The organism is Kosakonia arachidis, from assembly GCF_900116535.1.
Taxonomy (GTDB): Bacteria; Pseudomonadota; Gammaproteobacteria; order Enterobacterales; family Enterobacteriaceae; genus Kosakonia; species Kosakonia arachidis.
In genome coordinates this window covers 135,451-155,855 of the sequence record NZ_FPAU01000002.1, presented here as the reverse complement: position 1 = coordinate 155,855, position 20,405 = coordinate 135,451, and the positions used below count along the sequence as shown (strand labels likewise).

24 protein-coding genes are annotated in these 20,405 nt (G+C 57.1%); 13 read left to right on the top strand and 11 right to left on the bottom strand.

All coding sequences use genetic code 11. From position 1 onward, the window contains the following. Nucleotides 1-401 precede the first annotated feature (401 nt). The 7 genes from BM427_RS08865 to hypA are packed head-to-tail and all read right to left on the bottom strand — an operon-like array spanning nt 402 to nt 6,614. Complete coding sequence (locus BM427_RS08865; protein WP_043952460.1) at nt 402-830, bottom strand: TOBE domain-containing protein; 429 nt, start codon at nt 828-830, stop codon at nt 402-404. 42 nt (nt 831-872) lie between these two features. After that, complete coding sequence (flhA, locus tag BM427_RS08860) at nt 873-2,948, bottom strand: formate hydrogenlyase transcriptional activator FlhA (protein ID WP_090120956.1); 2,076 nt, start codon at nt 2,946-2,948, stop codon at nt 873-875. A 51-nt stretch (nt 2,949-2,999) separates the two neighbouring features. After that, the gene (gene hypE / locus BM427_RS08855; RefSeq protein WP_090120955.1) at nt 3,000-4,010 is read right to left on the bottom strand and encodes a hydrogenase expression/formation protein HypE; all 1,011 of its coding nucleotides are present in this window, start codon (nt 4,008-4,010) and stop codon (nt 3,000-3,002) included. Continuing rightward, nucleotides 4,007-5,128: a hydrogenase formation protein HypD gene (gene hypD / locus BM427_RS08850; RefSeq protein WP_090120953.1), complete on the bottom strand. Its 1,122-nt coding sequence runs from the start codon at nt 5,126-5,128 to the stop codon at nt 4,007-4,009. Before hypD ends, hypE begins: the two co-directional genes overlap by 4 nt. Continuing rightward, nucleotides 5,128-5,400, bottom strand: coding sequence for a HypC/HybG/HupF family hydrogenase formation chaperone (locus BM427_RS08845; RefSeq protein WP_090120952.1), 273 nt, complete (start codon nt 5,398-5,400; stop codon nt 5,128-5,130). Before BM427_RS08845 ends, hypD begins: the two co-directional genes overlap by 1 nt. Then, nucleotides 5,391-6,263 (bottom strand): hydrogenase nickel incorporation protein HypB, encoded by an 873-nt coding sequence (gene hypB, locus BM427_RS08840; protein WP_090120950.1) that lies wholly within the window; start codon nt 6,261-6,263, stop codon nt 5,391-5,393. Before hypB ends, BM427_RS08845 begins: the two co-directional genes overlap by 10 nt. A 3-nt stretch (nt 6,264-6,266) precedes the next feature. Further along, on the bottom strand, nt 6,267-6,614 hold the full coding sequence (gene hypA / locus BM427_RS08835; protein ID WP_043952466.1) for a hydrogenase maturation nickel metallochaperone HypA: 348 nt from the start codon (nt 6,612-6,614) through the stop codon (nt 6,267-6,269). Between the two features lie 198 nt (nt 6,615-6,812). Here hypA and hycA point away from each other — a divergent pair, with 198 nt between their 5' ends. From hycA to hycI, 9 genes are all read left to right on the top strand, one after another. Next, nucleotides 6,813-7,280: a formate hydrogenlyase regulator HycA gene (hycA, locus tag BM427_RS08830; RefSeq protein WP_090120949.1), complete on the top strand. Its 468-nt coding sequence runs from the start codon at nt 6,813-6,815 to the stop codon at nt 7,278-7,280. A gap of 95 nt (nt 7,281-7,375) precedes the next feature. Beyond that, a complete protein-coding gene (locus tag BM427_RS08825; RefSeq protein ID WP_090120946.1) occupies nt 7,376-7,984 on the top strand; it encodes a 4Fe-4S dicluster domain-containing protein in 609 nt (202 codons plus the stop codon). After that, a complete protein-coding gene (gene hycC / locus BM427_RS08820; RefSeq protein WP_090120944.1) occupies nt 7,981-9,795 on the top strand; it encodes a formate hydrogenlyase subunit 3 in 1,815 nt (604 codons plus the stop codon). Before BM427_RS08825 ends, hycC begins: the two co-directional genes overlap by 4 nt. A 2-nt stretch (nt 9,796-9,797) precedes the next feature. Then, nucleotides 9,798-10,724 (top strand): respiratory chain complex I subunit 1 family protein, encoded by a 927-nt coding sequence (locus BM427_RS08815; protein ID WP_090120942.1) that lies wholly within the window; start codon nt 9,798-9,800, stop codon nt 10,722-10,724. Nucleotides 10,725-10,736: 12 nt separating this feature from the next. Beyond that, the gene (gene hycE, locus BM427_RS08810) at nt 10,737-12,446 is read left to right on the top strand and encodes a formate hydrogenlyase subunit HycE (protein WP_090120941.1); all 1,710 of its coding nucleotides are present in this window, start codon (nt 10,737-10,739) and stop codon (nt 12,444-12,446) included. A gap of 16 nt (nt 12,447-12,462) precedes the next feature. Then, nucleotides 12,463-13,005 carry a formate hydrogenlyase complex iron-sulfur subunit gene (locus tag BM427_RS08805; protein ID WP_090120940.1) on the top strand — a complete coding sequence of 181 codons (543 nt, stop codon included), beginning with the start codon at nt 12,463-12,465 and terminating at the stop codon, nt 13,003-13,005. Further along, a complete protein-coding gene (locus BM427_RS08800; protein ID WP_090120938.1) occupies nt 13,005-13,769 on the top strand; it encodes an NADH-quinone oxidoreductase subunit B family protein in 765 nt (254 codons plus the stop codon). The genes BM427_RS08805 and BM427_RS08800 overlap by 1 nt, the downstream gene beginning before the upstream one ends. After that, on the top strand, nt 13,769-14,179 hold the full coding sequence (locus BM427_RS08795; RefSeq protein WP_090120937.1) for a formate hydrogenlyase maturation HycH family protein: 411 nt from the start codon (nt 13,769-13,771) through the stop codon (nt 14,177-14,179). Before BM427_RS08800 ends, BM427_RS08795 begins: the two co-directional genes overlap by 1 nt. Continuing rightward, nucleotides 14,172-14,627: a hydrogenase maturation peptidase HycI gene (hycI, locus tag BM427_RS08790; protein WP_090120935.1), complete on the top strand. Its 456-nt coding sequence runs from the start codon at nt 14,172-14,174 to the stop codon at nt 14,625-14,627. Before BM427_RS08795 ends, hycI begins: the two co-directional genes overlap by 8 nt. A 25-nt stretch (nt 14,628-14,652) precedes the next feature. Here the strand turns inward: hycI and BM427_RS08785 are convergent, their stop codons facing one another. Then, nucleotides 14,653-15,609, bottom strand: coding sequence for a GGDEF domain-containing protein (locus BM427_RS08785; RefSeq protein ID WP_090120934.1), 957 nt, complete (start codon nt 15,607-15,609; stop codon nt 14,653-14,655). A 57-nt stretch (nt 15,610-15,666) separates the two neighbouring features. Further along, nucleotides 15,667-16,581, bottom strand: a complete 915-nt coding sequence (locus BM427_RS08780) for a LysR substrate-binding domain-containing protein (RefSeq protein WP_090120933.1) — start codon at nt 16,579-16,581, stop codon at nt 15,667-15,669. 97 nt (nt 16,582-16,678) lie between these two features. Here BM427_RS08780 and BM427_RS08775 point away from each other — a divergent pair, with 97 nt between their 5' ends. Beyond that, entirely contained in the window at nt 16,679-17,539 is an 861-nt protein-coding gene (locus BM427_RS08775) for an aldo/keto reductase family oxidoreductase (protein ID WP_090120931.1), read from the top strand. Nucleotides 17,540-17,656: 117 nt separating this feature from the next. Here the strand turns inward: BM427_RS08775 and BM427_RS08770 are convergent, their stop codons facing one another. Continuing rightward, on the bottom strand, nt 17,657-18,652 hold the full coding sequence (locus tag BM427_RS08770; RefSeq protein ID WP_090120928.1) for a LacI family DNA-binding transcriptional regulator: 996 nt from the start codon (nt 18,650-18,652) through the stop codon (nt 17,657-17,659). 69 nt (nt 18,653-18,721) lie between these two features. Next, complete coding sequence (locus BM427_RS26235; protein WP_280116130.1) at nt 18,722-18,844, bottom strand: PTS glucose transporter subunit IIA; 123 nt, start codon at nt 18,842-18,844, stop codon at nt 18,722-18,724. A 109-nt stretch (nt 18,845-18,953) separates the two neighbouring features. On the opposite strand from BM427_RS26235, the gene BM427_RS08760 reads away from it, so the two are divergent. From BM427_RS08760 to BM427_RS08750, 3 genes are read left to right on the top strand one after another with little or no spacing between them, the layout of a single operon-like run. Next, entirely contained in the window at nt 18,954-19,277 is a 324-nt protein-coding gene (locus BM427_RS08760) for an antibiotic biosynthesis monooxygenase family protein (RefSeq protein WP_090120926.1), read from the top strand. Beyond that, complete coding sequence (locus BM427_RS08755; protein ID WP_090120924.1) at nt 19,270-19,659, top strand: amino acid-binding protein; 390 nt, start codon at nt 19,270-19,272, stop codon at nt 19,657-19,659. Before BM427_RS08760 ends, BM427_RS08755 begins: the two co-directional genes overlap by 8 nt. Further along, entirely contained in the window at nt 19,656-20,363 is a 708-nt protein-coding gene (locus tag BM427_RS08750) for an ArsR/SmtB family transcription factor (RefSeq protein WP_090120922.1), read from the top strand. The genes BM427_RS08755 and BM427_RS08750 overlap by 4 nt, the downstream gene beginning before the upstream one ends. Nucleotides 20,364-20,405: the final 42 nt, after the last annotated feature.

Sequence of the window (20,405 nt, the reverse complement as noted above, 5' to 3'; positions counted from 1 at the left end):
AAGCGAGGGGGGTGAGTCCCCGCTGAAATCGGCGAATCGAAGAGTGAACGACAAGGTCTGGACGCCACGGATGGCGGCCAGAGGCGAACCGAGACACGACGTCGAGTTGAGCCGACCGCCGTCGGGCACTCGGGAGATGAGCGTAGTGCAACGCATCGATTTCCCGCGGGGCCGCGGGGATTGATAAGGGGAGCGCGGTAGCTCCCCTTATCCCGTTCACGAGATGCCATGTTTCTGAAACTACAGCATTTATAGTGAACGGAATAATTCCACGATATCCCCCAAATACCCGGCAGCTCCCCTTATCCCGTTCACGGGAGATAAAGCGTAAGTGTCTGCCAGCCTTCTGGTGAACGGAATAATTCCACAATCTTCCAAAAATGCCGGATGGTGCCGCTACCCTACGCGCGTGTAGCGATCAAAATCGCCGACGCCTTAATCAACGCAATCACGCGTTTACCACTGCCCAGTTGCAAATCTTGCACGCTTTCATTGGTCACCACCGCCACCAGCTCAAACCCGGCATCGGTCTGCACATGCACCGTGGCGTTGACCGCGCCTTCGGTCACCGAAGTGACTTTCCCGGCGAATTGATTGCGGGCGGAGAACTTCAGCCCACAGTCTTCCGTCGCCAGCGTCACCCACGGCGCTTTAATCAGTGCAATAGCCTCTTTGCCTGGTGTCAGCCCCAACGCCGCCTGGCTGCTGCTGGTGACAATCGCCACCAGTTTTGCGCCACCGTCCAGGGTGAGTTCCACTTCATCATTTACTGCACCGTGAGAGGTTGCACTGACCTTGCCTACTAACTGATTTCGCGCTGAAACTGCCATAAGGCCTCCATTGTGTATGGATATATTGAGTGTTTTTTCAGCTTAACACAGTGCGTCTTTATTGATACCTAAACGTTTCATGCGCGAAAGAAGAGTGGTGCGTTTAAGTCCCAGCCGCTGCGCTGCGCCTTTTGGCCCGGCGACCACACCGTTGGTTTCGCGCAGCACGCGAACAATCAACTGGTACTCATCTTCGCCTTCGCGTGCCACTTCTGCAGGCTCCGCAACCGGCAGTGGCGGAACGGTGATTTCCGGCAGTGAAAGTTGCAACACATTGCCGTGCGTCAGCAGTACCGCCCGTTCGATGACGTTCTCCAGTTCGCGCACATTGCCCGGCCACTCCATGGAACTCAGCACACGTAACGTTTCTGCCGGAATGCTGTCGATGCAACGGCCCATTTTGCGGGCAATCTTAAAGGTTAAGGCTTTCACCAGCAGCGGAATGTCTTCCGGCCGCTCGCGCAGCGGCGGTAGATGAATCGGGAAGACATTGAGCCGGTAGTAAAGATCGCTGCGGAACTCTCGGTCGGCGACCATCTGTTTCAGATCGCGGTTGGTGGCAGCGATCAGTCGCACATCGGTCTGGATAAGCTTATTACTGCCGAGCCGCTCGAACTCCTGCTCCTGTAACACGCGCAGCAGCTTTGGTTGTAGCTCCAGCGGCATATCGCCCACTTCGTCGAGAAACAGCGAGCTTTTATCCGCCAGCTCGAAGCGGCCAATCCGCTGGGTACTGGCCCCGGTAAACGCGCCGCGCTCATGGCCAAAGAGATCGCTTTCCAGCAGCCCGGCGGGCATGGCGGCGCAGTTCATCTTCACCATTCGTCGGCTGTTGCGATCGCTGAGGTTATGGATCGCACGAGCAATCAGCTCTTTGCCGGTGCCGGTTTCGCCGAGGATCAGCACCGTGCTGTTGCTTTGCGCCACCATCTCAACCTGTTTCAGCACGCTGAACATCGCCTGGCTGCGGCCGATGATCTCGCCAAACTCGCTATCGACATTATTTAGCTGTTCGGTCAGCGCCAGGTTTTCATCCACCAGCCGCTCTTTCAGGCGGTGAATTTCCTGGTAAGCCAGTGCGTTATCTACGGCGATGGCGATACGTTCGGCAATCTGACGCAGCAGCTTGAGATTCGCCTGAGTAAACACCTCTTTCTGGCACTGCGCCAGTTTCAGCACACCCAGCAGATTTTTGCCGGACATCAGCGGTAACAGGCACAGCGTCTGGATCTGATTGCCCCAGGTTTCAAACAGCATCCGCTCGTAGGGCGCGAGTTTGTCACGCTCATGCAGATTCAGCAGCAGCATTTCTTTGCTTTGGAACACCCGTTCGGTCAGCGTTCCCTCTTCGTCAGCTTCCTGAATCTCATGCTTCGGATTCAGTTCATCTTTGTAGTGCGTCGAATAGATAGTCAGCTTACCTTTGCGGCTACCGCGTAGCACCAGACTGATGGCGTCGATGCTGAAATAGTAGTGGATCTCTTTCGCCACCTCACTGACCAGTTCGTCCATGTGCAGCCGCGAGAGCACCGCATTGGTGATGGCTACCAGAACGCGAAAGTCGTCCCGCTCCTGGCATAATAACTGGTAATCTGGCGTCTGGTTGTCGCGGCTCTGGAGTTGCTCGGTGACTACGGCGACGATTTGCGCCAGGGTGTGCAAGCGTTCGCTCTCTTTATCGCTCCACGGTTGCCCGTCGCGGCGAAAAAATTCGCAGCCGCCGAAAATTTGCCCCTCCGCCGCCAGCGGCAGCAGGCAGTAGTGCGCAAACGGCGGATAAAGCCGGTTCTGCGTCAGCGCAGGCCAGGTTTCCGCAAAAGTCGTCTCGCTGCAATAGAGCGCCTGCGGGTGGGAAAGAATGTGCCTGACAGGCCCACCCGCCAGCAGTAAATGATCTTCATAAGTTGCATTGCTTGCAGGGGCGGTGACGGCGTAGCGGCTTGCGCTGTGGCTGTCTGCATGCCACAGTACAATCGCCGCGCTATCCGCGAGTGCCGCCTGGCGGGTCAGCCGGGCCAGCGTTTCGCTGAGTGACGCCATATCCGGCTGTTGTAACAAAACACGGGTGATATCGAACAACCCCTGTTGTCCGAGATCGCTCATCGGTGTATACGACATATTGCTCATCCAGGAACACACTCGCAGGTGTGAAAAAATAAAAACAAAAAATTAGCAAATACGCGGCAACGGTTCCGCGTGGGGTAAATCTAACAGGCGTTTAACGCCGTACAGTCCCGCCAGACGTACACCCTGACGTTCAACCACTTCACCAATGATTGTAGCCTCTGCGCCAAGCGGGTGAGTGCGTAAACGTGACAGTGCCTGCTCTGCGGCCTCGCGCTGTACGGCAATCACCAATTTGCCTTCGTTGGCAAAATTCAGCGCTTCCAGCCCCAGTAACTCGCAGACGCCGCGCACCGCCGGTTTCACCGGTAATGAGGCTTCGTTAAGTTCGATACCGAAGCCACAGGCAGCGGCAAACTCATGCACCACCGCATTCACGCCGCCGCGCGTGGCATCGCGCAGCGCTTTCACGCCGGGAAGATCGTGCAGGGTGGCGATTAACGGCGTCAGTACTGCGCAATCACTGGACAACTCTCCGTCCAGCCCCAGCCCTTCACGCAAATTAAGAATCGTTGCGCCATGATCGCCCAGCGTGCCGCTTGCCAGCAGTACGTCGCCCGGTTGCAGAGACTGTGCCGCCCAGTGAATCGACCGCGGAATCGCGCCAATCCCGGCGGTATTGATAAAAAGCTTATCTGCCGCGCCGCGCTGCACCACTTTGGTATCACCGGTCACAATCGCGATATCGGCCGCACGGGCGGTGGCGGCCATGCTGTCAACGACGGTTTTCAGCGTTGCCATCGGCAGGCCTTCTTCAAGGATAAACCCGCAGGAGAGGTAGCGCGGAGTCGCGCCACTAACGGCGATGTCGTTGGCGGTGCCGCACACCGCAAGTTTGCCAATATTGCCGCCGGGAAAGAACAGCGGATCGATCACATAGCTGTCAGTGGAGAACGCCAGCCTGTCGCCGCTGGCGGCCAGCGCGGTCAGATCCAGCCGCGCCTGATCTTCCTGTTCCGCCAGCCATGGGTTAGCAAACGCCTCCATAAAGAGCTGGCTGATAAGCTGCTGCATCGCCTGGCCGCCGCTGCCGTGGGCGAGTTGGACTTCATTCATACTTCACACTCCTGAGCGCGATACTGATACCAGGCCGCACAGGCACCTTCAGAGGAGACCATCAGCGCGCCAAAGGCGCTTTGCGGATTACAGGTGTTGCCAAACAGCGGACACTGGTGCGGTTTGCAGCGACCAGTCAGCACATCGCCGCAGCGGGCGCGCGGATCGTCATATACCTGCTGTACGGCCGGGCGAAAGTGCGCTTCAGCATCGAACGGCTGATAAGCCTGCGTCAGATGTACGCCGGATTCGCCAATCACCCCCAGCCCGCGCCACTCGCTGTCGCCGCTGACGGCAAACACATCGGCAATCGCGGCCTGCGCCCGTCTGTTGCCTTCATCCGGCACGACGCGGCGGTACTGATTTTCCACCCGGCTTTGCGCGGCGATTTTCTGTTCTACCAGCATTACCACGCCCTGTAACAGATCCAGCGGTTCAAACCCGGCAACCACCAGCGGGCGACGAAATTCTTCGGCAATAAAAGTATACGCGTCGGTACCGATCACCATGCTGACATGGCCGGGCGCAAGAAAGGCATCAATACCGTTGTCCGGTTGTTCCAGCAGGCTACGCAGCGTTGGGATCAGCGTAATGTGCTGGCAGAAAAACCAGAAGTTACTGATATTACGGATTTTGGCCTGCTGAAGTGTAATGGCCGTGGCGGGCATGGTGGTTTCGAAACCGAGGCCAAAGAACACCACTTTGCGCTGCGGATTTTTTTCCGCCAGCGCCAGCGCATCCATCGGTGAATAGACGATACGCACATCGGCACCACGCGCTTTCGCCTGTAACAGCGAGCCTTTTTTCCCCGGCACGCGAATGGCGTCGCCGAAAGTGCAGAAGATCACGTCCGGATGGCTGGCAATCTCCACGCAGGTATCGATGCGCCCCATCGGTAATACACACACCGGGCAGCCCGGCCCGTGGATAAACTCAATGTTTTCCGGCAGCAGTTGATCAAGGCCGAATTTAAAGATGGCGTGCGTATGGCCGCCACACACTTCCATAATGCGCAGCGGACGCGCGGCGGTATAGCTAAGATGAGACGCCCGTTCGCGCAGATGGGCAATAAGCTGCATCACCTGTTCCGGGGCACGATATTCGTCGACAAAACGCATTATTTCTCCTCGCCGTAGAGCAGCGCGCCGACATCTGGCTCGACATCGAACATATTTTGCAGCGCCGCCAGAGTATCGAGTGCTTCGGCTTCGTTAATCACGCTCATGGCAAAACCGACATGCACCAGCACCCACTGGCCGAGACGCGGCTGACCGTGTTTATCGTGGCTGCCGACCAGGGTTAAATCGACCTCGCGCTGAATGCCACAAACGTCCACTTTGGCTTGCAGGCCATCAATGGCGCAAATTTGCCCCGGTACGCCTATGCACATCGTTGCGTCTCCAGCCAGTCGAGCCAGGCGTCCATCCCGTCTCCTTTGGTGGCGGAAACCAGCAGGATCTCAATCTGCGGGTTCACTTCACGAGCATAAGCGATGCAGCGTTCGACATCAAAATTGAGATACGGCAACAGATCCACTTTATTCAGTAGCATCAGCGAGGCGGCGGCGAACATGTGTGGATATTTCAGCGGTTTGTCTTCCCCTTCGGTTACCGACAATACCGCCACTTTATGGCGTTCGCCCAGATCAAAGCCCGCCGGGCACACCAGGTTACCGACGTTTTCAATAAACAGAATTCCGCGATCGTCGAGGGGCAGACGCGGCGCGGCGTCGGCAATCATTTGCGCATCCAGGTGGCAACCCTTGCCGGTGTTCACCTGAATTGCCGGCGTACCGGTGGCGCGAATACGCGCGGCGTCATTAACGGTTTGCTGATCGCCTTCGATAACCGCGCAGGATATGCGCGCATTCAGGCGCTGCAAGGTTTCAGTGAGCAGGGTGGTTTTGCCGGATCCAGGACTGGAGACCAGGTTCAGCACCAGTTGCTGGCGGGCGGCAAAACGGGCGCGGTTACGGGCAGCGATCTGGTTATTTTTATCCAGTACGTCGATCTCCACTTCCAGCATCCGGCGCTGGCTCATGCCCGGCGCATGGGTACCGGCTTCGCCGTGACCGTAATGCAAATCGCCGTTACCCGATTGGGTTGGGGTGAACTCGCGGGTATTGACGCGAGTTATCATTAGTGCAGGGCGCGCAGCAGGGGCGAACGGTGCGCTGCGAAACGCAGAGTGCGGGTTATGTTCGTCACCCTCTATATAAAGATTACCGTCCTGACAACCACATGTTGTACACATTGTTTACTCCTCAATTTCCAGGCGCTGAATTTGCATTCCATCGTCGGCAACGATCTGCAACTGGTCGCTGTGGCATTGTGGGCAGCGGCGAACTCGCTGGGTGAGCAGCGTGACGTACTGCCGACAAGACTCGCACCAGCACTCCGCTTGCTGTTGTTCGATGTGCAGTGTACAACCTTCCGCCAGGCTGCCACGGCACACCAGATCAAAACAAAACGTTAAAGCTTCGGTTTCGACACAGGAAAATGCGCCCACTTTTAACCAGACGCCGGTGACCCGACGAGCGCCGTTCGCTGTGGCCTGTTGTTCAATAATTTCCAGCGCCCGCTGGCACAAAGTGATCTCATGCATAATCCCTCCTTATGAGTTGTCGCGTTAATGCAATAAGAGTGCCATGAGTGATTTTGACACCGTGACGATGTCGAACCTGTCGATATGACACGTCGAAATTAACAAATATTTTGATTTATTCATTTAATAATCAATATATTAAATGTTGGCATGGATGATGCTTTACCGCCGTTGTTTCAATTATTCAGGTAAGCAGACATGACGATTTGGGAAATTAGCGAAAAGGCAGATTACATTGCCGGGCGACACCATCTCCTGCAGGAGGAGTGGCGCAGTTACTGTAACGCGCTGGTTCAGGGGATTACGCTGTCAAAAGCGCGCCTGCACCATGCCATAGGTTGTGCACCGGAGCAGCAGCTCTGTTTTGAGTTATTCGGCCACTTTACGGTGACCGTCTCTCTGACTGGCGGCTTTAACGGCCATACCATCGAATACGCGATTGCCAATAAAGATGGCAGCGACAAGCGCTTGATTGCTCAGGCGCAACTTACCAGCGACGGGAAAGTGGACCGTGTTATCAGCACCCACGATCGCGAAAAAGTGCTGGAGCACTATCTGGAAAAAATCGCCACGGTTTACGACAGCCTGTACGCGGCGCTGGAAAACGATACCCCCATCAATCTCTCTCTTCTTGCCAGCAACGCACACGCGTCTGCGCTGGCCTGAGTTTGGGTGTCGAGATGTGTCGAAGTGACACGTCGTACGACTGATTTCGTCAAAAATGACCGCCCGGACTGGGTGAATCACCTGAGGATTAGCTGGTGAACCGTTTTGTAATTGCCGACCCGGCGCTCTGTATTGGCTGCCATACCTGCGAGGCGGCCTGCGCGGAGACGCATCGCGAGCATGGCTTGCAGTCGATGCCGCGGCTGCGCGTGATGCGTAATGAACATGAATCCGCGCCGCAGCAGTGCCACCACTGTGAAGATGCGCCCTGTGCGGGCGTATGCCCGGTAAACGCCATTAATCGTGTCGATGGCGCGGTGCAGCTAAATGAAAGCCTGTGCGTAAGCTGCAAATTGTGCGCGATTGCCTGCCCGTTTGGCGCTATTGAATTTGCCGGTAGCCGTCCACTGGACATTCCGGCCAACGTTAACTCGCCGCTCGCACCTGCCGCGCCGCCTGCGCCTGCGCGCGTCAGTACGCTGCTGGACTGGGTGCCTGGCGTGCGGGCTATCGCTGTGAAGTGCGATCTCTGCCATTTCGATGAACAAGGCCCGGCCTGTGTGCGGATGTGCCCGACCAAGGCGCTGCATCTGGTCAATAACCTCGACATCGCCCGCGCCAGCCGTCGCAAACGCGAGCAGACCCTGAATACGGATTACGGCGATTTGTCGCTGTTTACCCAGCTTAACCGGAGTGCAAAATGACGATCCTCTCGTTGCTCAACGGCGCAGTGGCGGTGTTTACCTGCGCGGCTGCGCTGGCGTACCTTTTTACGCGGGCGAAAATTCTCAGCGGCTGGCTGGCCGGTCTTGGTGGCGCAATCGGCAGTGTCATGGCGACCGCTGCCGGGTTGTTATCGCTGCTGGGTGCAGATGCCGTTTCCGGCAATCTGACGCTGTTGCAGTACCCGTTGCTGATTACGCCGCTGCGTGCCGTATGGGTGATTACTTTCGGTCTCTGCGGCCTGTTTATCAGCCTCTATAACATCCACTGGCACCGCCATGACGCGGTGAAAGCCAACGGCTTATTGATCAATTTACTGCTGGCTGCCGCGCTCTGCGCCGTCTGCGCCGCGAGCCTGGGCGAGCTGGTAGTCATGAGCGAAATCATGGCGCTGAGCGCGGTGTTTCTCACCGGTTGCAGCGCCTCCGGCAAACTGTGGTTCGCCATGGGACGTCTTGGCACGGTGCTGCTGGCGCTGGCCTGCTGGTTTATCCGGCAGCGTTATCACACGCTCGATTTTGTTCAGCTTAGCGGACAACCGCTGAGCAGTGGCATCTGGCTGCTGGGGGTGGTTGGTTTTGGTTTGCTGGCGGGGATTATTCCGTTGCACGCCTGGGCACCGCAGGCGCACGCCACTGCACAAGCGCCAGCCGCTGCGCTCTTCTCTACCGTAGTGATGAAAGTCGGGCTGTTCGGCATTCTCAGTTTCTCTCTGCTGGGCGGCCAGCCGCCGCTGTGGTGGGGCGTTGTGCTGCTAGTCTTCGGCATGATCACCGCCTTTGTTGGCGGTTTGTATGCGCTGATGGAGCACAATATTCAGCGCCTGCTGGCTTATCACACACTGGAAAACATCGGCATTATTTTGCTCGGCCTTGGCGCGGGCGTAACCGGGCTGGCGTTGCAGCAACCGGCACTGATGGCACTGGGGCTGGTTGGTGGTCTGTATCACCTTTTCAACCACAGTCTGTTTAAGAGCACGCTGTTCCTTGGCGCGGGTGCGCTGTGGTTTGGTACCGGCTATCGCGATATCGAAAAACTGGGCGGCATCGGCAAAAAAATGCCGCTTATCTCGCTGGCGATGCTGGTAGGGCTGATGGCCATGGCGGCGCTGCCGCCGCTCAATGGTTTTGCCGGTGAGTGGGTAATTTATCAATCCTTCTTTAGCCTGAGTGCTAGCGGTCACTTTGTCCTGCAACTGATAGGGCCGTTGCTGGCGGTAGGCCTGGCGATAACCGGTGCGCTGGCGGTGATGTGTATGGCGAAAGTCTATGGCGTCACCTTCCTTGGCGCGCCGCGAACCTCGCAGGCGGAAAACCCCCACCCCCTTCCCTGGCTGATGACCGCGAGCGTGGCCGCACTGGCGCTCTGCTGCGTGGTCGGTGGTGTTGCTGCACCGTGGTTGTTACCGCGTCTGTATGCCGCCGTACCGCTGCCGCTGCACACGGCGGACACGGTGGTATCGCAACCGATGATCACGTTGCTGCTGATTGCCATGCCGGTACTGCCGTTGCTGTTGATGGTGCTGTTTAAAGGCGATCGTCTGCCGTCCCGCCGCCGTGGAAGTGCCTGGGTTTGCGGCTATGACCATGAAGACGCAATGGTGATAACCGCCCACGGCTTTGCCATGCCGGTAAAAGCCGCATTTGCCCCGGTGTTGAAGCTGCGTAAATGGCTGGAACCCACGCTGATTCTGCCCGGCTGGCGTACCGACGCGGCACCACTGCTGTTTCGTCGGCTGGCGCTGATTGAGCTGGCGGTGTTGGTGGTGGTGGTGATTTCCCGAGGAGCCTGATGATGAGTTTTCTGTATGCGTTATTGCAGGCGCTGGTGCTGTTTGCCTTTGCGCCACTGTTGTCCGGTATCAGTCGCGTAGCGCGCGCCCGGCTGCACAATCGCCGTGGGCCTGGTGTGCTGCAAGAGTACCGTGATCTGTTCAAATTACTGGGTCGCCAGAGTATTGCGCCTGCGGCGTCCGGCTGGGTGTTTCGCCTGATGCCGTTTGTGATGTCAGGCGTGATGCTGACCATTGCAACGGCCTTGCCGGTGGTCACGGTGAATTCGCCGCTGCCACTGCTGGGGGATGTGATTACTCTGATCTATCTGTTCGCCATTGCCCGCTTCTTCTTTGCCATTGCCGGGCTGGATACCGGTAGCCCGTTTACCGGTATCGGTGCCAGCCGCGAAGCAATGCTGGGTGTGCTGGTCGAGCCGATTTTGCTGCTCGGTTTATGGGTCGCGGCGCTGGTTGCGGGTTCTACCCATATCAGTCATATCACCGACACCGTTTACAACTGGCCGCGTGCGGCCTCAATCCCCCTGTTTCTGGCGCTCTGCGCCTGCGCGTTCGCCACATTTATCGAGATGGGCAAACTGCCGTTTGATCTTGCCGAAGCGGAGCAGGAGTTGCAGGAAGGGCCGCTGTCGGAGTACAGCGGCAGCGGCTTTGCGCTGCTGAAGTGGGGGATCAGTTTAAAACAACTGGTGGTGCTGCAAATGTTTGTCGGCGTCTTTCTGCCGTGGGGAGAGATGAGCAGCTTTAGCGATGCTGGTCTGCTGCTGGCGTTGGTGGTAGCAGTGGTGAAATTAATCGTCGGCGTACTGGTGATTGCCCTGTTTGAAAACAGCATGGCGCGCCTGCGTTTTGCCGCCACATCACGCGTCACCTGGGCCGGGTTCGGCGTTGCCTTTTTAGCGTTCGTCTCCTTACTGGCGACGTATTAAGAGAGTTTATGCATGTCTGAAGAAAAAATCGGTCAACACTATCTGGCTGCCCTGCACGAGAAATTTCCCGGCGTGGTGCTGGATGAAGCATGGCAGACCAAAGACCAAATCACGATTACCGTGAAAGTGAACTACCTGCCGGAAGTGGTGGAATTTCTCTACTATCAGCACGGTGGTTGGCTGTCGGTGCTGTTTGGTAACGACGAACGCAAGCTGAACGGCCACTTTGCCGTTTACTACGTGCTGTCGATGGAGCAGGGCGTTAAATGCTGGATCACGGTGCGTGTTGAAGTCGATGCGCTGAAACCGGAGTATCCGTCTGTGACGCCGCGCGTACCTGCGGCCGTATGGGGCGAGCGCGAAGTGCGCGATATGTATGGCCTGGTGCCGGTCGGTTTGCCGGATGAGCGCCGCCTGGTGCTGCCAGATGACTGGCCGGATGAACTCTATCCGCTGCGTAAAGACAGTATGGATTATCGCCAGCGCCCCGCGCCGACCACCGATGCGGAAACCTACGAGTTCATCAACGAACTCGGTGATAAGAAAAACAACGTGGTGCCGATTGGCCCGCTGCACGTTACGTCGGATGAACCGGGCCATTTTCGCCTGTTTGTCGATGGCGAGAACATTGTCGATGCCGACTACCGCATGTTCTATGTGCATCGTGGGATGGAGAAACTGGCGGAAACCCGCATGGGTTACAACGAAGTTACCTTCCTCTCGGATCGCGTGTGCGGCATTTGTGGGTTTGCCCACAGTACTGCCTACACCAGCTCGGTAGAGAACGCGATGGGCATTGTGGTGCCGGAACGCGCGCAGATGATCCGCGCCATTCTGCTGGAGGTGGAGCGCCTGCACTCTCACCTGTTAAACCTCGGTCTGGCTTGCCACTTTGTCGGTTTTGATTCCGGGTTTATGCAGTTTTTCCGCGTGCGTGAAGCGTCGATGAAAATGGCGGAAATCCTCACGGGTGCGCGTAAAACATACGGTATGAACCTGATTGGCGGCATTCGTCGCGACATGCTGAAAGACGATATGGTGCAGACGCGGGCGCTGGCGCAGCAGATGCGCCGCGACGTGATGGAACTGGTCGATGTGCTGATGAGCACGCCGAATATCGAGCAGCGTACCGTCGGTATTGGTCGTCTTGATCCGCAAATCGCCCGCGATTTCAGCAACGTCGGCCCGATGGTGCGCGCCAGCGGCCACGCCCGTGATACCCGCACCGATCATCCGTTTGCCGGTTACGGCCTGTTACCGATGACTGTGCACAGCGAGCAGGGCTGTGATGTGATTTCCCGCCTGAAAGTGCGTATCAACGAAGTGCTGACCGCACTGAACATGATCGATTTTGGTCTGGACAACCTGCCCGGTGGCCCATTGATGGTTGAAGGCTTTACCTACATTCCGCACCGCTTTGCCCTTGGCTTTGCCGAAGCGCCGCGCGGAGATGATATTCACTGGAGTATGACCGGCGACAACCAGAAGCTCTATCGCTGGCGTTGCCGTGCGGCCACCTACGCCAACTGGCCAACGCTGCGCTATATGCTGCGCGGCAATACCGTTTCCGATGCACCGCTGATTATTGGCAGCCTTGATCCTTGCTACTCCTGCACTGACCGCATGACGGTAGTGGATGTGCGCAAGAAAAAGAGCAAGGTCGTGCCGTACAAAGAGCTGGAGCGCTACGGGATCGAGCGTAAAAACTCGCCGTTGAAATAGTGGGAGAACGCGAGCGATGTTTACCTTTATTAAAAAAGTGATCAAAACCGGGACGCCAACCAGCGCGTATCCGCTTGCGCCGATGCCGGTGGATAAAAACTTCCGCGGCAAACCGCAGCACAATCCGCAGCAGTGCATTGGCTGCGCGGCGTGCGTCAATGCTTGCCCGTCGAACGCGCTAACGGTGGAAACCGATCTCGCGACTGGCGAACTGGCCTGGCAGTTTAATCTCGGGCGCTGCATTTTCTGCGCCCGTTGCGAAGAAGTATGCCCGACGGCGGCGATTACGCTCTCTCAGGAGTATGAACTGGCGGTGTGGAGCAAAGCCGATTTCCTGCAACAGTCACGCTACGCGCTGTGCCAGTGTCGCGAGTGCGCACGGCCTTTCGCGGTGCAGAAAGAGATCGATTACGCCATTGCGCTGCTGGCACATAACGGTGATACCCGCGCCGAGCAGCACCGTGCCAGCTTTGAGACCTGCCCGGATTGCAAGCGCCAGAAATGTCTGGTGTCGTCCGAACGCGTCGAATTGACCCGTCATATGAGAGAGGCCAGCTAATGAGCCAGTTAGTAGGTCCGCGTGATGCGGACGGTATTCCAGTGCCGATGACGGTGGAGGAATCCATCGCCAGCATGAAAGCCTCGCTGCTGAATAAAATCAAACGCTCCGCTTACGTTTATCGTGTGGATTGTGGCGGCTGCAACGGCTGTGAAATCGAGATTTTCGCTACGCTTTCACCACTGTTCGATGCTGAACGCTTCGGCATTAAAGTCGTGCCTTCACCGCGCCACGCCGATATTCTGCTGTTTACCGGCGCCGTCACCCGCGCGATGCGTTCACCAGCGCTGCGCGCCTGGCAATCTGCGCCGGATCCCAAAATCTGTATCTCCTACGGTGCGTGCGGTAACAGCGGTGGTATCTTCCACGACCTGTACTGTGTCTGGGGCGGCACGGATAAAATCGTTCCGGTGGATGTGTATATTCCTGGCTGCCCGCCGACGCCTGCCGCCACACTGTACGGTTTTGCCATGGCGCTGGGGCTGCTGGAGCAGAAAATTCACGCCCGCCTGCCCGGCGAACAGGACGATCAACCGGCAGAGATATTGCATCCGGCCATGGTGCAACCGCTGCGGGTAAAAGTGGATCGTACCGCGCGTCGCCTCGCGGGGTACCGCTATGGCCGTCAGATCGCCGATGATTACCTGCGTTTGCGCAGCATCGGCGAACATGAAGTGGTGCGTTGGTTAGCGCAGGAGAATGATCCGCGTCTGACTGAAATTGTCAGCCACCTTAGTCAGGTGGTGCAGGAGGCGAAAATCTGATGAGTGAGACGGTGGCCTTTAGCCAGTTGCGGCGGAAATTTGTCGATGAGAACGATGCCACGCCGCCGCAGGCGCAGCAGGTGGTCTATTACTCTCTGGCGATTGGTCACCATCTTGGTGTGATCGACTGCCTGGAAACGGCGCTTTCCTGTCCGTGGGAGGCTTATCTTGCGTGGATTGCCACGCTGGAGAGCAGCAGTGAAGCGCGGCGAAAAATGGAAGGTGTGCCGCGTTACGGCGAGATTGTTATCGACAGCACGCACGTAATGATGCTGGCTAACGCGTTTGACCGGGCGCTGGCCGGGCAGAATGAACAGCAGCAGGCCTGGAGCAGGACGCTGCTGTCGATGTTGCACGACATCCACCAGGAAAGCGCTATCTATTTGATGGTAAGGAGATTACGTGACTGACGTACTGCTGTGTGTGGGTAACAGCATGATGGGCGATGATGGTGCAGGCCCGTTGCTGGCGCAGATGTGTGCGGAAAATCCGCAGGGAAACTGGCGTGTGATCGACGGTGGCAGCGCACCGGAAAATGACGTTGTGGCGATCCGCGAGTTGCACCCGACGCGGTTGCTGATTGTGGATGCTACCGATATGGGGTTGAACCCCGGCGAGATCCGTATTGTCGATCCGGATGATATTGCGGAAATGTTCCTGATGACTACCCACAATATGCCGCTCAACTATCTGATTGATCAGTTGAAAGAAGATGTTGGCGAGGTGATCTTTCTCGGCATTCAGCCAGATATCGTCGGTTTTTACTACCCGATGACGCCGCCGGTCAAGGCTGCGGTAGAAACCATTTACCAGCGGCTGGCAGGCTGGGAAGGCAACGGCGGATTCGATCCACTGTAAGCAGCACCGGCGTTCCGGCGCTGCATTAACGACGGCGTTTTTCCGAGTACATCACCTTATCGCAATCTTCCAGCATACCGCGCAGCGTGGTGTACTTATCGCCGCCGTTTTCAATAATGCCGTGCGAGTAGTTGATGTGATAATTCTTGCCGGAAAGACGGTCGACGGCATCGATCCGTGATTGCAGATCGAAGAGAAATGCATCAGCGCTGTGATCCGGCGTGTTCGCCAACAACACCGCAAACTCACCGCCGCCAAGCCGGGCGGCGATATCCTGATCTTTCAGGCATTTTGTCAGATTGCTGGCGAAGGTTTTTACCACTTCTTCGCCCTCTTTATTCCCCAGCAATTCATTGATCGATTTCAGGTTATCGATGCTGAAATAGAGCAGGGTGAGATCTTTTTTATGCTCTTTGAGCCAGGCAAAACGTTTCTCACCGGAGCGGTAAAAGCCACGGCTGTTGGGCATGCCAGTCAGCAAATCGCTCATTGCCATACTGAGGATCAGAAACTCATCTTCCACAATGGCGCCGAAATCGAGCAGGGTGTTGATCTCCGCACTGGAAAACGGGCGCGGATAAGTGTCAATGATACAGAGGGTTCCGGCAATGGCGCCGTCCGGTAGCCGCACCGGGCAACCCGCGTAAAAGCGCACCCACGGCTCGCCAGTGACAAACGGGTTGTCGGCAAAGCGCGGATCGGCGAGGGTATCTTTGACAATAAACATGCCCTCCTCGAGGATTGCGTGCGCACAGAACGATAGATTGCGCGGCGTTTCCTGAGCATCGATGCCGCTACGCGACAGAAACCACTGACGATCGCGATCGAGCAGGCTTATCACCACGATGGGGACATCAAAGGTGGCCTTCGCCACCCGAGTGAGCCGGTCAAAACGTTCATCATCCTTTTTGTCCAAAAGGTCCATCATGTACAGGGACTTAAGCCGCTCGTTTTCGTTAACTGGCATAGCCGGGAAGATCATAGGGCACCTCGATTTTTTCTGTTTTCTAAAGTGTAGACAGATCTTCCCATCATTGCGTTATATATCCGTGGCTTGCCCCTGCGCACGGATAAAATCGATAAACGCCTGTAACGGCGCGGGGATTAAACGTCGGGAATTGTAATAGAGCCATGGGCCGCTAAATGATTGCCACCAGGGTTCCAGCAACGGCGTCAGCGCGCCACTTTCTAACGACGGGCGCAGCCACTCTTCAAACAGATAGATGATGCCGCTACCGGCAATCGCCGCCTGCACGACCAGATCCATCGCGCTGCCGACGCTCACCACCAGTGAACCATTCACCTGAATGCGCAGAGTTTCGCCCTCGCGGGTAAATTCCCACTCCGGCATTACGCCACTGGCATAGCGCCCGCGAATGCAGTTGTGGCTAATCAGATCGCGCGGATGCTGCGGCAGTCCGTAACGCTGCAAATAAGCCGGTGCCGCCGCTGCGGCAAAACGCTGACGGCGCGGGCCGATGGGCAATGCGATCATATCCTGTTCCAGACTTTCGTCGTAACGGATCCCCGCATCGCAATTGTCGCGAAACACATCCTGTACGTTGCTCTCGGCGATGATCTCCAGCCGAATGTCCGGGTATTGCGCCAGAAAAGGGGGGACAATGGCAGGCAGAACCAGCCGCGCTGCACTGACCGGGACATTCAAACGCAGCGTGCCGCTCGGCGTGGTGCGATAGCGGTTGATAGCGTCCAGCGCGGCATCCACTTCACTCATTGCCGGTTGCAGGCGCTCCATCAGCGCTCTGCCTGCCTCGGTCAGCGCCACGGTGCGGGTAGTGCGGTTAAACAACCGCACACCGAGTTGCTGCTCGGCGCGGCGCACCGCGTCGCTCAAGCGGGAGGGGTTTGAGCCGGTCACGCGGGCGGCCTCACGGAAACCTCCGGCATTGGCGACTGCGACAATGGCATGTAACAGGGAGAAATCCAGCTTCATTGTTCGGTTAACCGTACACGGTGTATTAATTTTGCTGGATTGTTGCACAGCCGTACAGCTCCTACAATCAGCTTACTTAATGCACAGGAGGTTTTTCATGTCTCAATCCACGCTTACTTATCGTCTTGGCGATCGTCAGGTTGGTCGTCTGGGTTACGGTGCGATGCAACTGGCTGGCCCTGGCGTGTTTGGTCCGCCTGCGGACGAAGCAAAAGCGCTGGCGGTATTGCGCGATGCTATTGCTGCCGGGGTGAATCATATCGATACCAGTGATTTTTATGGTCCGCATGTCACCAATAAATTGATTAAACAGGCGCTGCATCCTTATCCGCACGACTTATGCATCGTCACCAAAGTGGGTGCGCGTCGTGATGATAAAGCCAACTGGCTACCCGCATTCAGCGCCGAAGAGCTGACCCGTGCGGTGGAAGATAACCTGCGTCATCTCGGTCTGGAGACGATAGAGGTGGTCAACCTGCGCGCTATGTTTGGCGTACATGGGCCGGAAGAGGGGCCGCTGGAAGCGCCGTTGGAGGCGTTGATCAAACTGAAAGAGCGCGGGCTGATCCGCCATATCGGGCTGAGCAACGTCACGGCGAAACAGGTGGCCGACGCGCAGAAAATGACGCCCATTGTCTGCGTACAGAATCTGTATAACGTCGCTAACCGTCACGATGATGCGCTGGTGGATAGCCTGAACGCACAGGGCATTGCGTTCGTGCCGTTCTTCCCGCTGGGCGGTTTCACGCCGTTGCAATCTGGCGAGTTGAACGAGGTGGCGCAGTCGCTTAATGCCACGCCGATGCAGGTGGCGCTGGCGTGGCTATTGCAGCGTTCGCCGAATATCCTGCTGATCCCCGGCACGTCGTCACCGCAGCATTTACAGGAAAACATGGCGAGCGCGAACCTTGAGCTGCCGCCGGAAGCGCTGGCAAAACTCAACGGCATTGGCGTGTAACTTCTGCGCCGGGTGGGCTGCCTGATGGCGCTGCGCTGATCGAGCCTGTGGGAACGCGCCGGTTTGTCGGCCGGATAAGGCAATCATGCCATCCGGCAATCAGCTAGCACAGTGCCATTATTTGGGCGGCGCCACCGACTCGCGGCGCACCAGTTCACCTTCGTGTGAACAGACCGCGTGCTCGCCTGGCATCAACAGCGTGTCGATGGCGTGGCAGATCATCGCCTCCATCGGCACATGAATGGTGGTGAGCGACGGGTGGTAATACTTGCCGAGCACGGAATCGTCAAACCCGGCTAGCGACACATCCTGCGGCAGGCGCAGCCCCGCCTCCAGACAGGCTTTTGCTACGCCAATTGCCATATCATCATTGCCAGCGAGGATGCAGGTAAACGGCACCTGGCGCGCTAACAGCTCACGCCCTGCGGCATAACCGCTGTCGGTAGACCAGGCGCCATGTACCAGCAGTTGCGGGTCTGGCTCAATACCAGCGCGGCGCAGCGCCTGCTGGTAGCCCGCCAGGCGTTTTTCGCCGGTTGGCGAACCTTCAGCGCCGGTCACAAAAGCAATACGCGTGTGCCCTTGCGCTAACAGGTGGGCCATCATGGTTTCACTGCTTTGTTGATGATCGACGAACACGCACTGGTTGCGGTGGCGGGGGAGTTCACGGTTGATGACGACAATGGGCGTCTGGCTGTTATCGATAATCGTGTCCAGTTCATCGACCGTCAGGTATTTGGGATAAATCATGATCGCTTCACAGCGCAACGACATCAGCAGATCGATGGCGTCGCGCTCTTCCTGCGCACTGTGTTTACCGTCTGCCAGCACCAGTTGTCGGCCATGCATTTCACTGTTGGTTGCCGCGTGGTAAGTCAGGCTGGCGAAAAACGGGCCGTTATACAACCCGTTGGTGACCACCAGCCCCACCGAGTTGGTCTTATTATTGGCAAGATTGCGCGCCAGCTGGTTGGGGCGATAGCCCGTCTCAGCAATGGCCTGCAAAATGCGCGCCTTTACTTCCTCACGGACAACAACTTTGCCATTTAGCGCGCGCGATACCGTCGCTTTCGACACGCCAGCAAGCCTGGCGACATCCAGTATCGTTACCATTTGTCGACCTCACTCTTGTTATTATGTTGGCTGCGTGCCTGTCTCCAGCGACATCCGCGGCGTAACGTATTAACCCTGAAGATTAACGGTATTCAAACTTACATGGATCAGTAATTCTGCGCCATTACCCCATATCAGGCCGATAGCGTGATGCGTGTCAATTAATGTGGTGACCTTCGCGACGCTCGTCAGCGTTTCGTGCAGATCCGTTCCTCACCCGCCATGCATATTTCGTTACGGACCGAAGCATGGTGTGTCGGGCTGCGTAAACTGGCGAGACATTCACTGATGGAGAGTGCTTATGATCGCTGTACTATTTGAAGCCGATATCGCCGCTGGCAAGCAGGATCGTTACCTGCAATTAGCCGCGGAACTCAAGCCGCAACTGGCAGACATTGAGGGTTTTATCACCATTGAACGCTTTCAGAGCCTGAGCACGGAAGGGAAGATTTTGTCATTATCCTGGTGGCGGGATGAAGAGGCAGTGCTGGCATGGAAGGGCAATGTCCTGCATCAGGCGGCGCAGACGGAAGGGCGGCGCGCGATTTTCTCGTATTACCGTATTCGTGTTGCACAGGTTTTTCGCGATTATTCATCCGCAGCAGGGAAGACCGACCATGTATGATATTCACGTTATGCTTAACAATGCGCCCGGCGGGTTGGCAGCATTGGGTGAAACGCTGGGTAAAAACGGTGTGGGTCTGGAAGGCGGTGGTGTTTTCAGCACTGGCAGTGAATGCCATGCCCATTTTCTGGTGGCCGACGGCGAACGCGCCCGCCAGGTTCTGGAGGCTGCCGGGTTTACCGTGCGCAATGTAGCAAAGCCGGTAATCCGCAAACTGAAGCAGGAAAAACCCGGTGAGTTAGGCGCTATTGCCCGTACGATCGCGCAATACGGTATCAATATTCTCGTGCAGTACAGCGATCATGATAATCGCCTGATTCTGTTGACCGACAACGATCCGCTGACCTTCGAGGTCACGCAACCCTGGAAGGTAGCGACATGAGTTTACCTGGTTTACCAGTAGCACAGGTTAATACGCTGGCGCTGGAAGAGTCGCTTGCCGGTATTGCCAGTGCGATGGCGGACCCTTCGCGCTCGCGGATGCTTTGCGCGCTGATGGACGGACGAGCGTGGACGGCGACGGAACTGAGCACCGTGGCGGATATTGCCCCTTCGACCGCCAGCGCTCACCTGAACCGGCTGTTAAATCATGGTCTTCTGGTCTGCGTTTCACAGGGGCGACACCGCTACTACCGGCTGGCGGGCCGCGATGTCGCGGCGCTGCTGGAAAATATGATGGGTGTGTCGATGCGAGCAGGGCGCACGCTGACCAGCCGCACGCCGCCGGAGCTGCGGCAGGCACGCACCTGTTACGATCATCTTGCCGGTGAAATTGCGGTGGGCATCTACGCGTTTATGCAGCGTGAAGGCTGGATCACTGACGATGGCAGCGCGGTAACGAATGTCGGTAAACGGCAACTGGAAAAGATCGGCGTGACGCTCGATCCGCATACTCGCCGCAAGCCTTGTTGCGCATGCCTCGACTGGAGCGAAAGGTGTTTCCATCTTGGCGGCGATGCGGGCGCCGCGCTGCTTATCGCCTTCGAACAGCAAGGCTGGCTGCGCAGAACGTCCGGCTACCGTGAAGTGACCATTACCGGGGAAGGCAAGGCGGCGTTTTTACGATTATTTGCGGTCGGGCTGTAGTGCAGACTTTGCCTGTAAACCTGTAAAAAATAGTCGTCCGAT

What these genes read in the sequence shown, in the direction of transcription:
- hypB (WP_090120950.1), bottom strand. Translation starts at nt 6,263, where the DNA reads ATGTGTACAACATGTGGTTGTCAGGACGGTAATCTTTATATAGAGGGT.
- BM427_RS08775 (WP_090120931.1), top strand. Translation starts at nt 16,679, where the DNA reads ATGTCTCAATCCACGCTTACTTATCGTCTTGGCGATCGTCAGGTTGGT.
- hypA (WP_043952466.1), bottom strand. Translation starts at nt 6,614, where the DNA reads ATGCATGAGATCACTTTGTGCCAGCGGGCGCTGGAAATTATTGAACAA.
- BM427_RS08800 (WP_090120938.1), top strand. Translation starts at nt 13,005, where the DNA reads ATGAGCCAGTTAGTAGGTCCGCGTGATGCGGACGGTATTCCAGTGCCG.
- BM427_RS08755 (WP_090120924.1), top strand. Translation starts at nt 19,270, where the DNA reads ATGTATGATATTCACGTTATGCTTAACAATGCGCCCGGCGGGTTGGCA.
- BM427_RS08865 (WP_043952460.1), bottom strand. Translation starts at nt 830, where the DNA reads ATGGCAGTTTCAGCGCGAAATCAGTTAGTAGGCAAGGTCAGTGCAACC.
- flhA (WP_090120956.1), bottom strand. Translation starts at nt 2,948, where the DNA reads ATGTCGTATACACCGATGAGCGATCTCGGACAACAGGGGTTGTTCGAT.
- BM427_RS08815 (WP_090120942.1), top strand. Translation starts at nt 9,798, where the DNA reads ATGAGTTTTCTGTATGCGTTATTGCAGGCGCTGGTGCTGTTTGCCTTT.
- hycC (WP_090120944.1), top strand. Translation starts at nt 7,981, where the DNA reads ATGACGATCCTCTCGTTGCTCAACGGCGCAGTGGCGGTGTTTACCTGC.
- BM427_RS08770 (WP_090120928.1), bottom strand. Translation starts at nt 18,652, where the DNA reads ATGGTAACGATACTGGATGTCGCCAGGCTTGCTGGCGTGTCGAAAGCG.
- BM427_RS08760 (WP_090120926.1), top strand. Translation starts at nt 18,954, where the DNA reads ATGATCGCTGTACTATTTGAAGCCGATATCGCCGCTGGCAAGCAGGAT.
- hypE (WP_090120955.1), bottom strand. Translation starts at nt 4,010, where the DNA reads ATGAATGAAGTCCAACTCGCCCACGGCAGCGGCGGCCAGGCGATGCAG.
- BM427_RS08805 (WP_090120940.1), top strand. Translation starts at nt 12,463, where the DNA reads ATGTTTACCTTTATTAAAAAAGTGATCAAAACCGGGACGCCAACCAGC.
- BM427_RS08785 (WP_090120934.1), bottom strand. Translation starts at nt 15,609, where the DNA reads ATGATCTTCCCGGCTATGCCAGTTAACGAAAACGAGCGGCTTAAGTCC.
- BM427_RS08795 (WP_090120937.1), top strand. Translation starts at nt 13,769, where the DNA reads ATGAGTGAGACGGTGGCCTTTAGCCAGTTGCGGCGGAAATTTGTCGAT.
- hycA (WP_090120949.1), top strand. Translation starts at nt 6,813, where the DNA reads ATGACGATTTGGGAAATTAGCGAAAAGGCAGATTACATTGCCGGGCGA.
- BM427_RS08780 (WP_090120933.1), bottom strand. Translation starts at nt 16,581, where the DNA reads ATGAAGCTGGATTTCTCCCTGTTACATGCCATTGTCGCAGTCGCCAAT.
- BM427_RS08750 (WP_090120922.1), top strand. Translation starts at nt 19,656, where the DNA reads ATGAGTTTACCTGGTTTACCAGTAGCACAGGTTAATACGCTGGCGCTG.
- BM427_RS08845 (WP_090120952.1), bottom strand. Translation starts at nt 5,400, where the DNA reads ATGTGCATAGGCGTACCGGGGCAAATTTGCGCCATTGATGGCCTGCAA.
- hypD (WP_090120953.1), bottom strand. Translation starts at nt 5,128, where the DNA reads ATGCGTTTTGTCGACGAATATCGTGCCCCGGAACAGGTGATGCAGCTT.
- hycE (WP_090120941.1), top strand. Translation starts at nt 10,737, where the DNA reads ATGTCTGAAGAAAAAATCGGTCAACACTATCTGGCTGCCCTGCACGAG.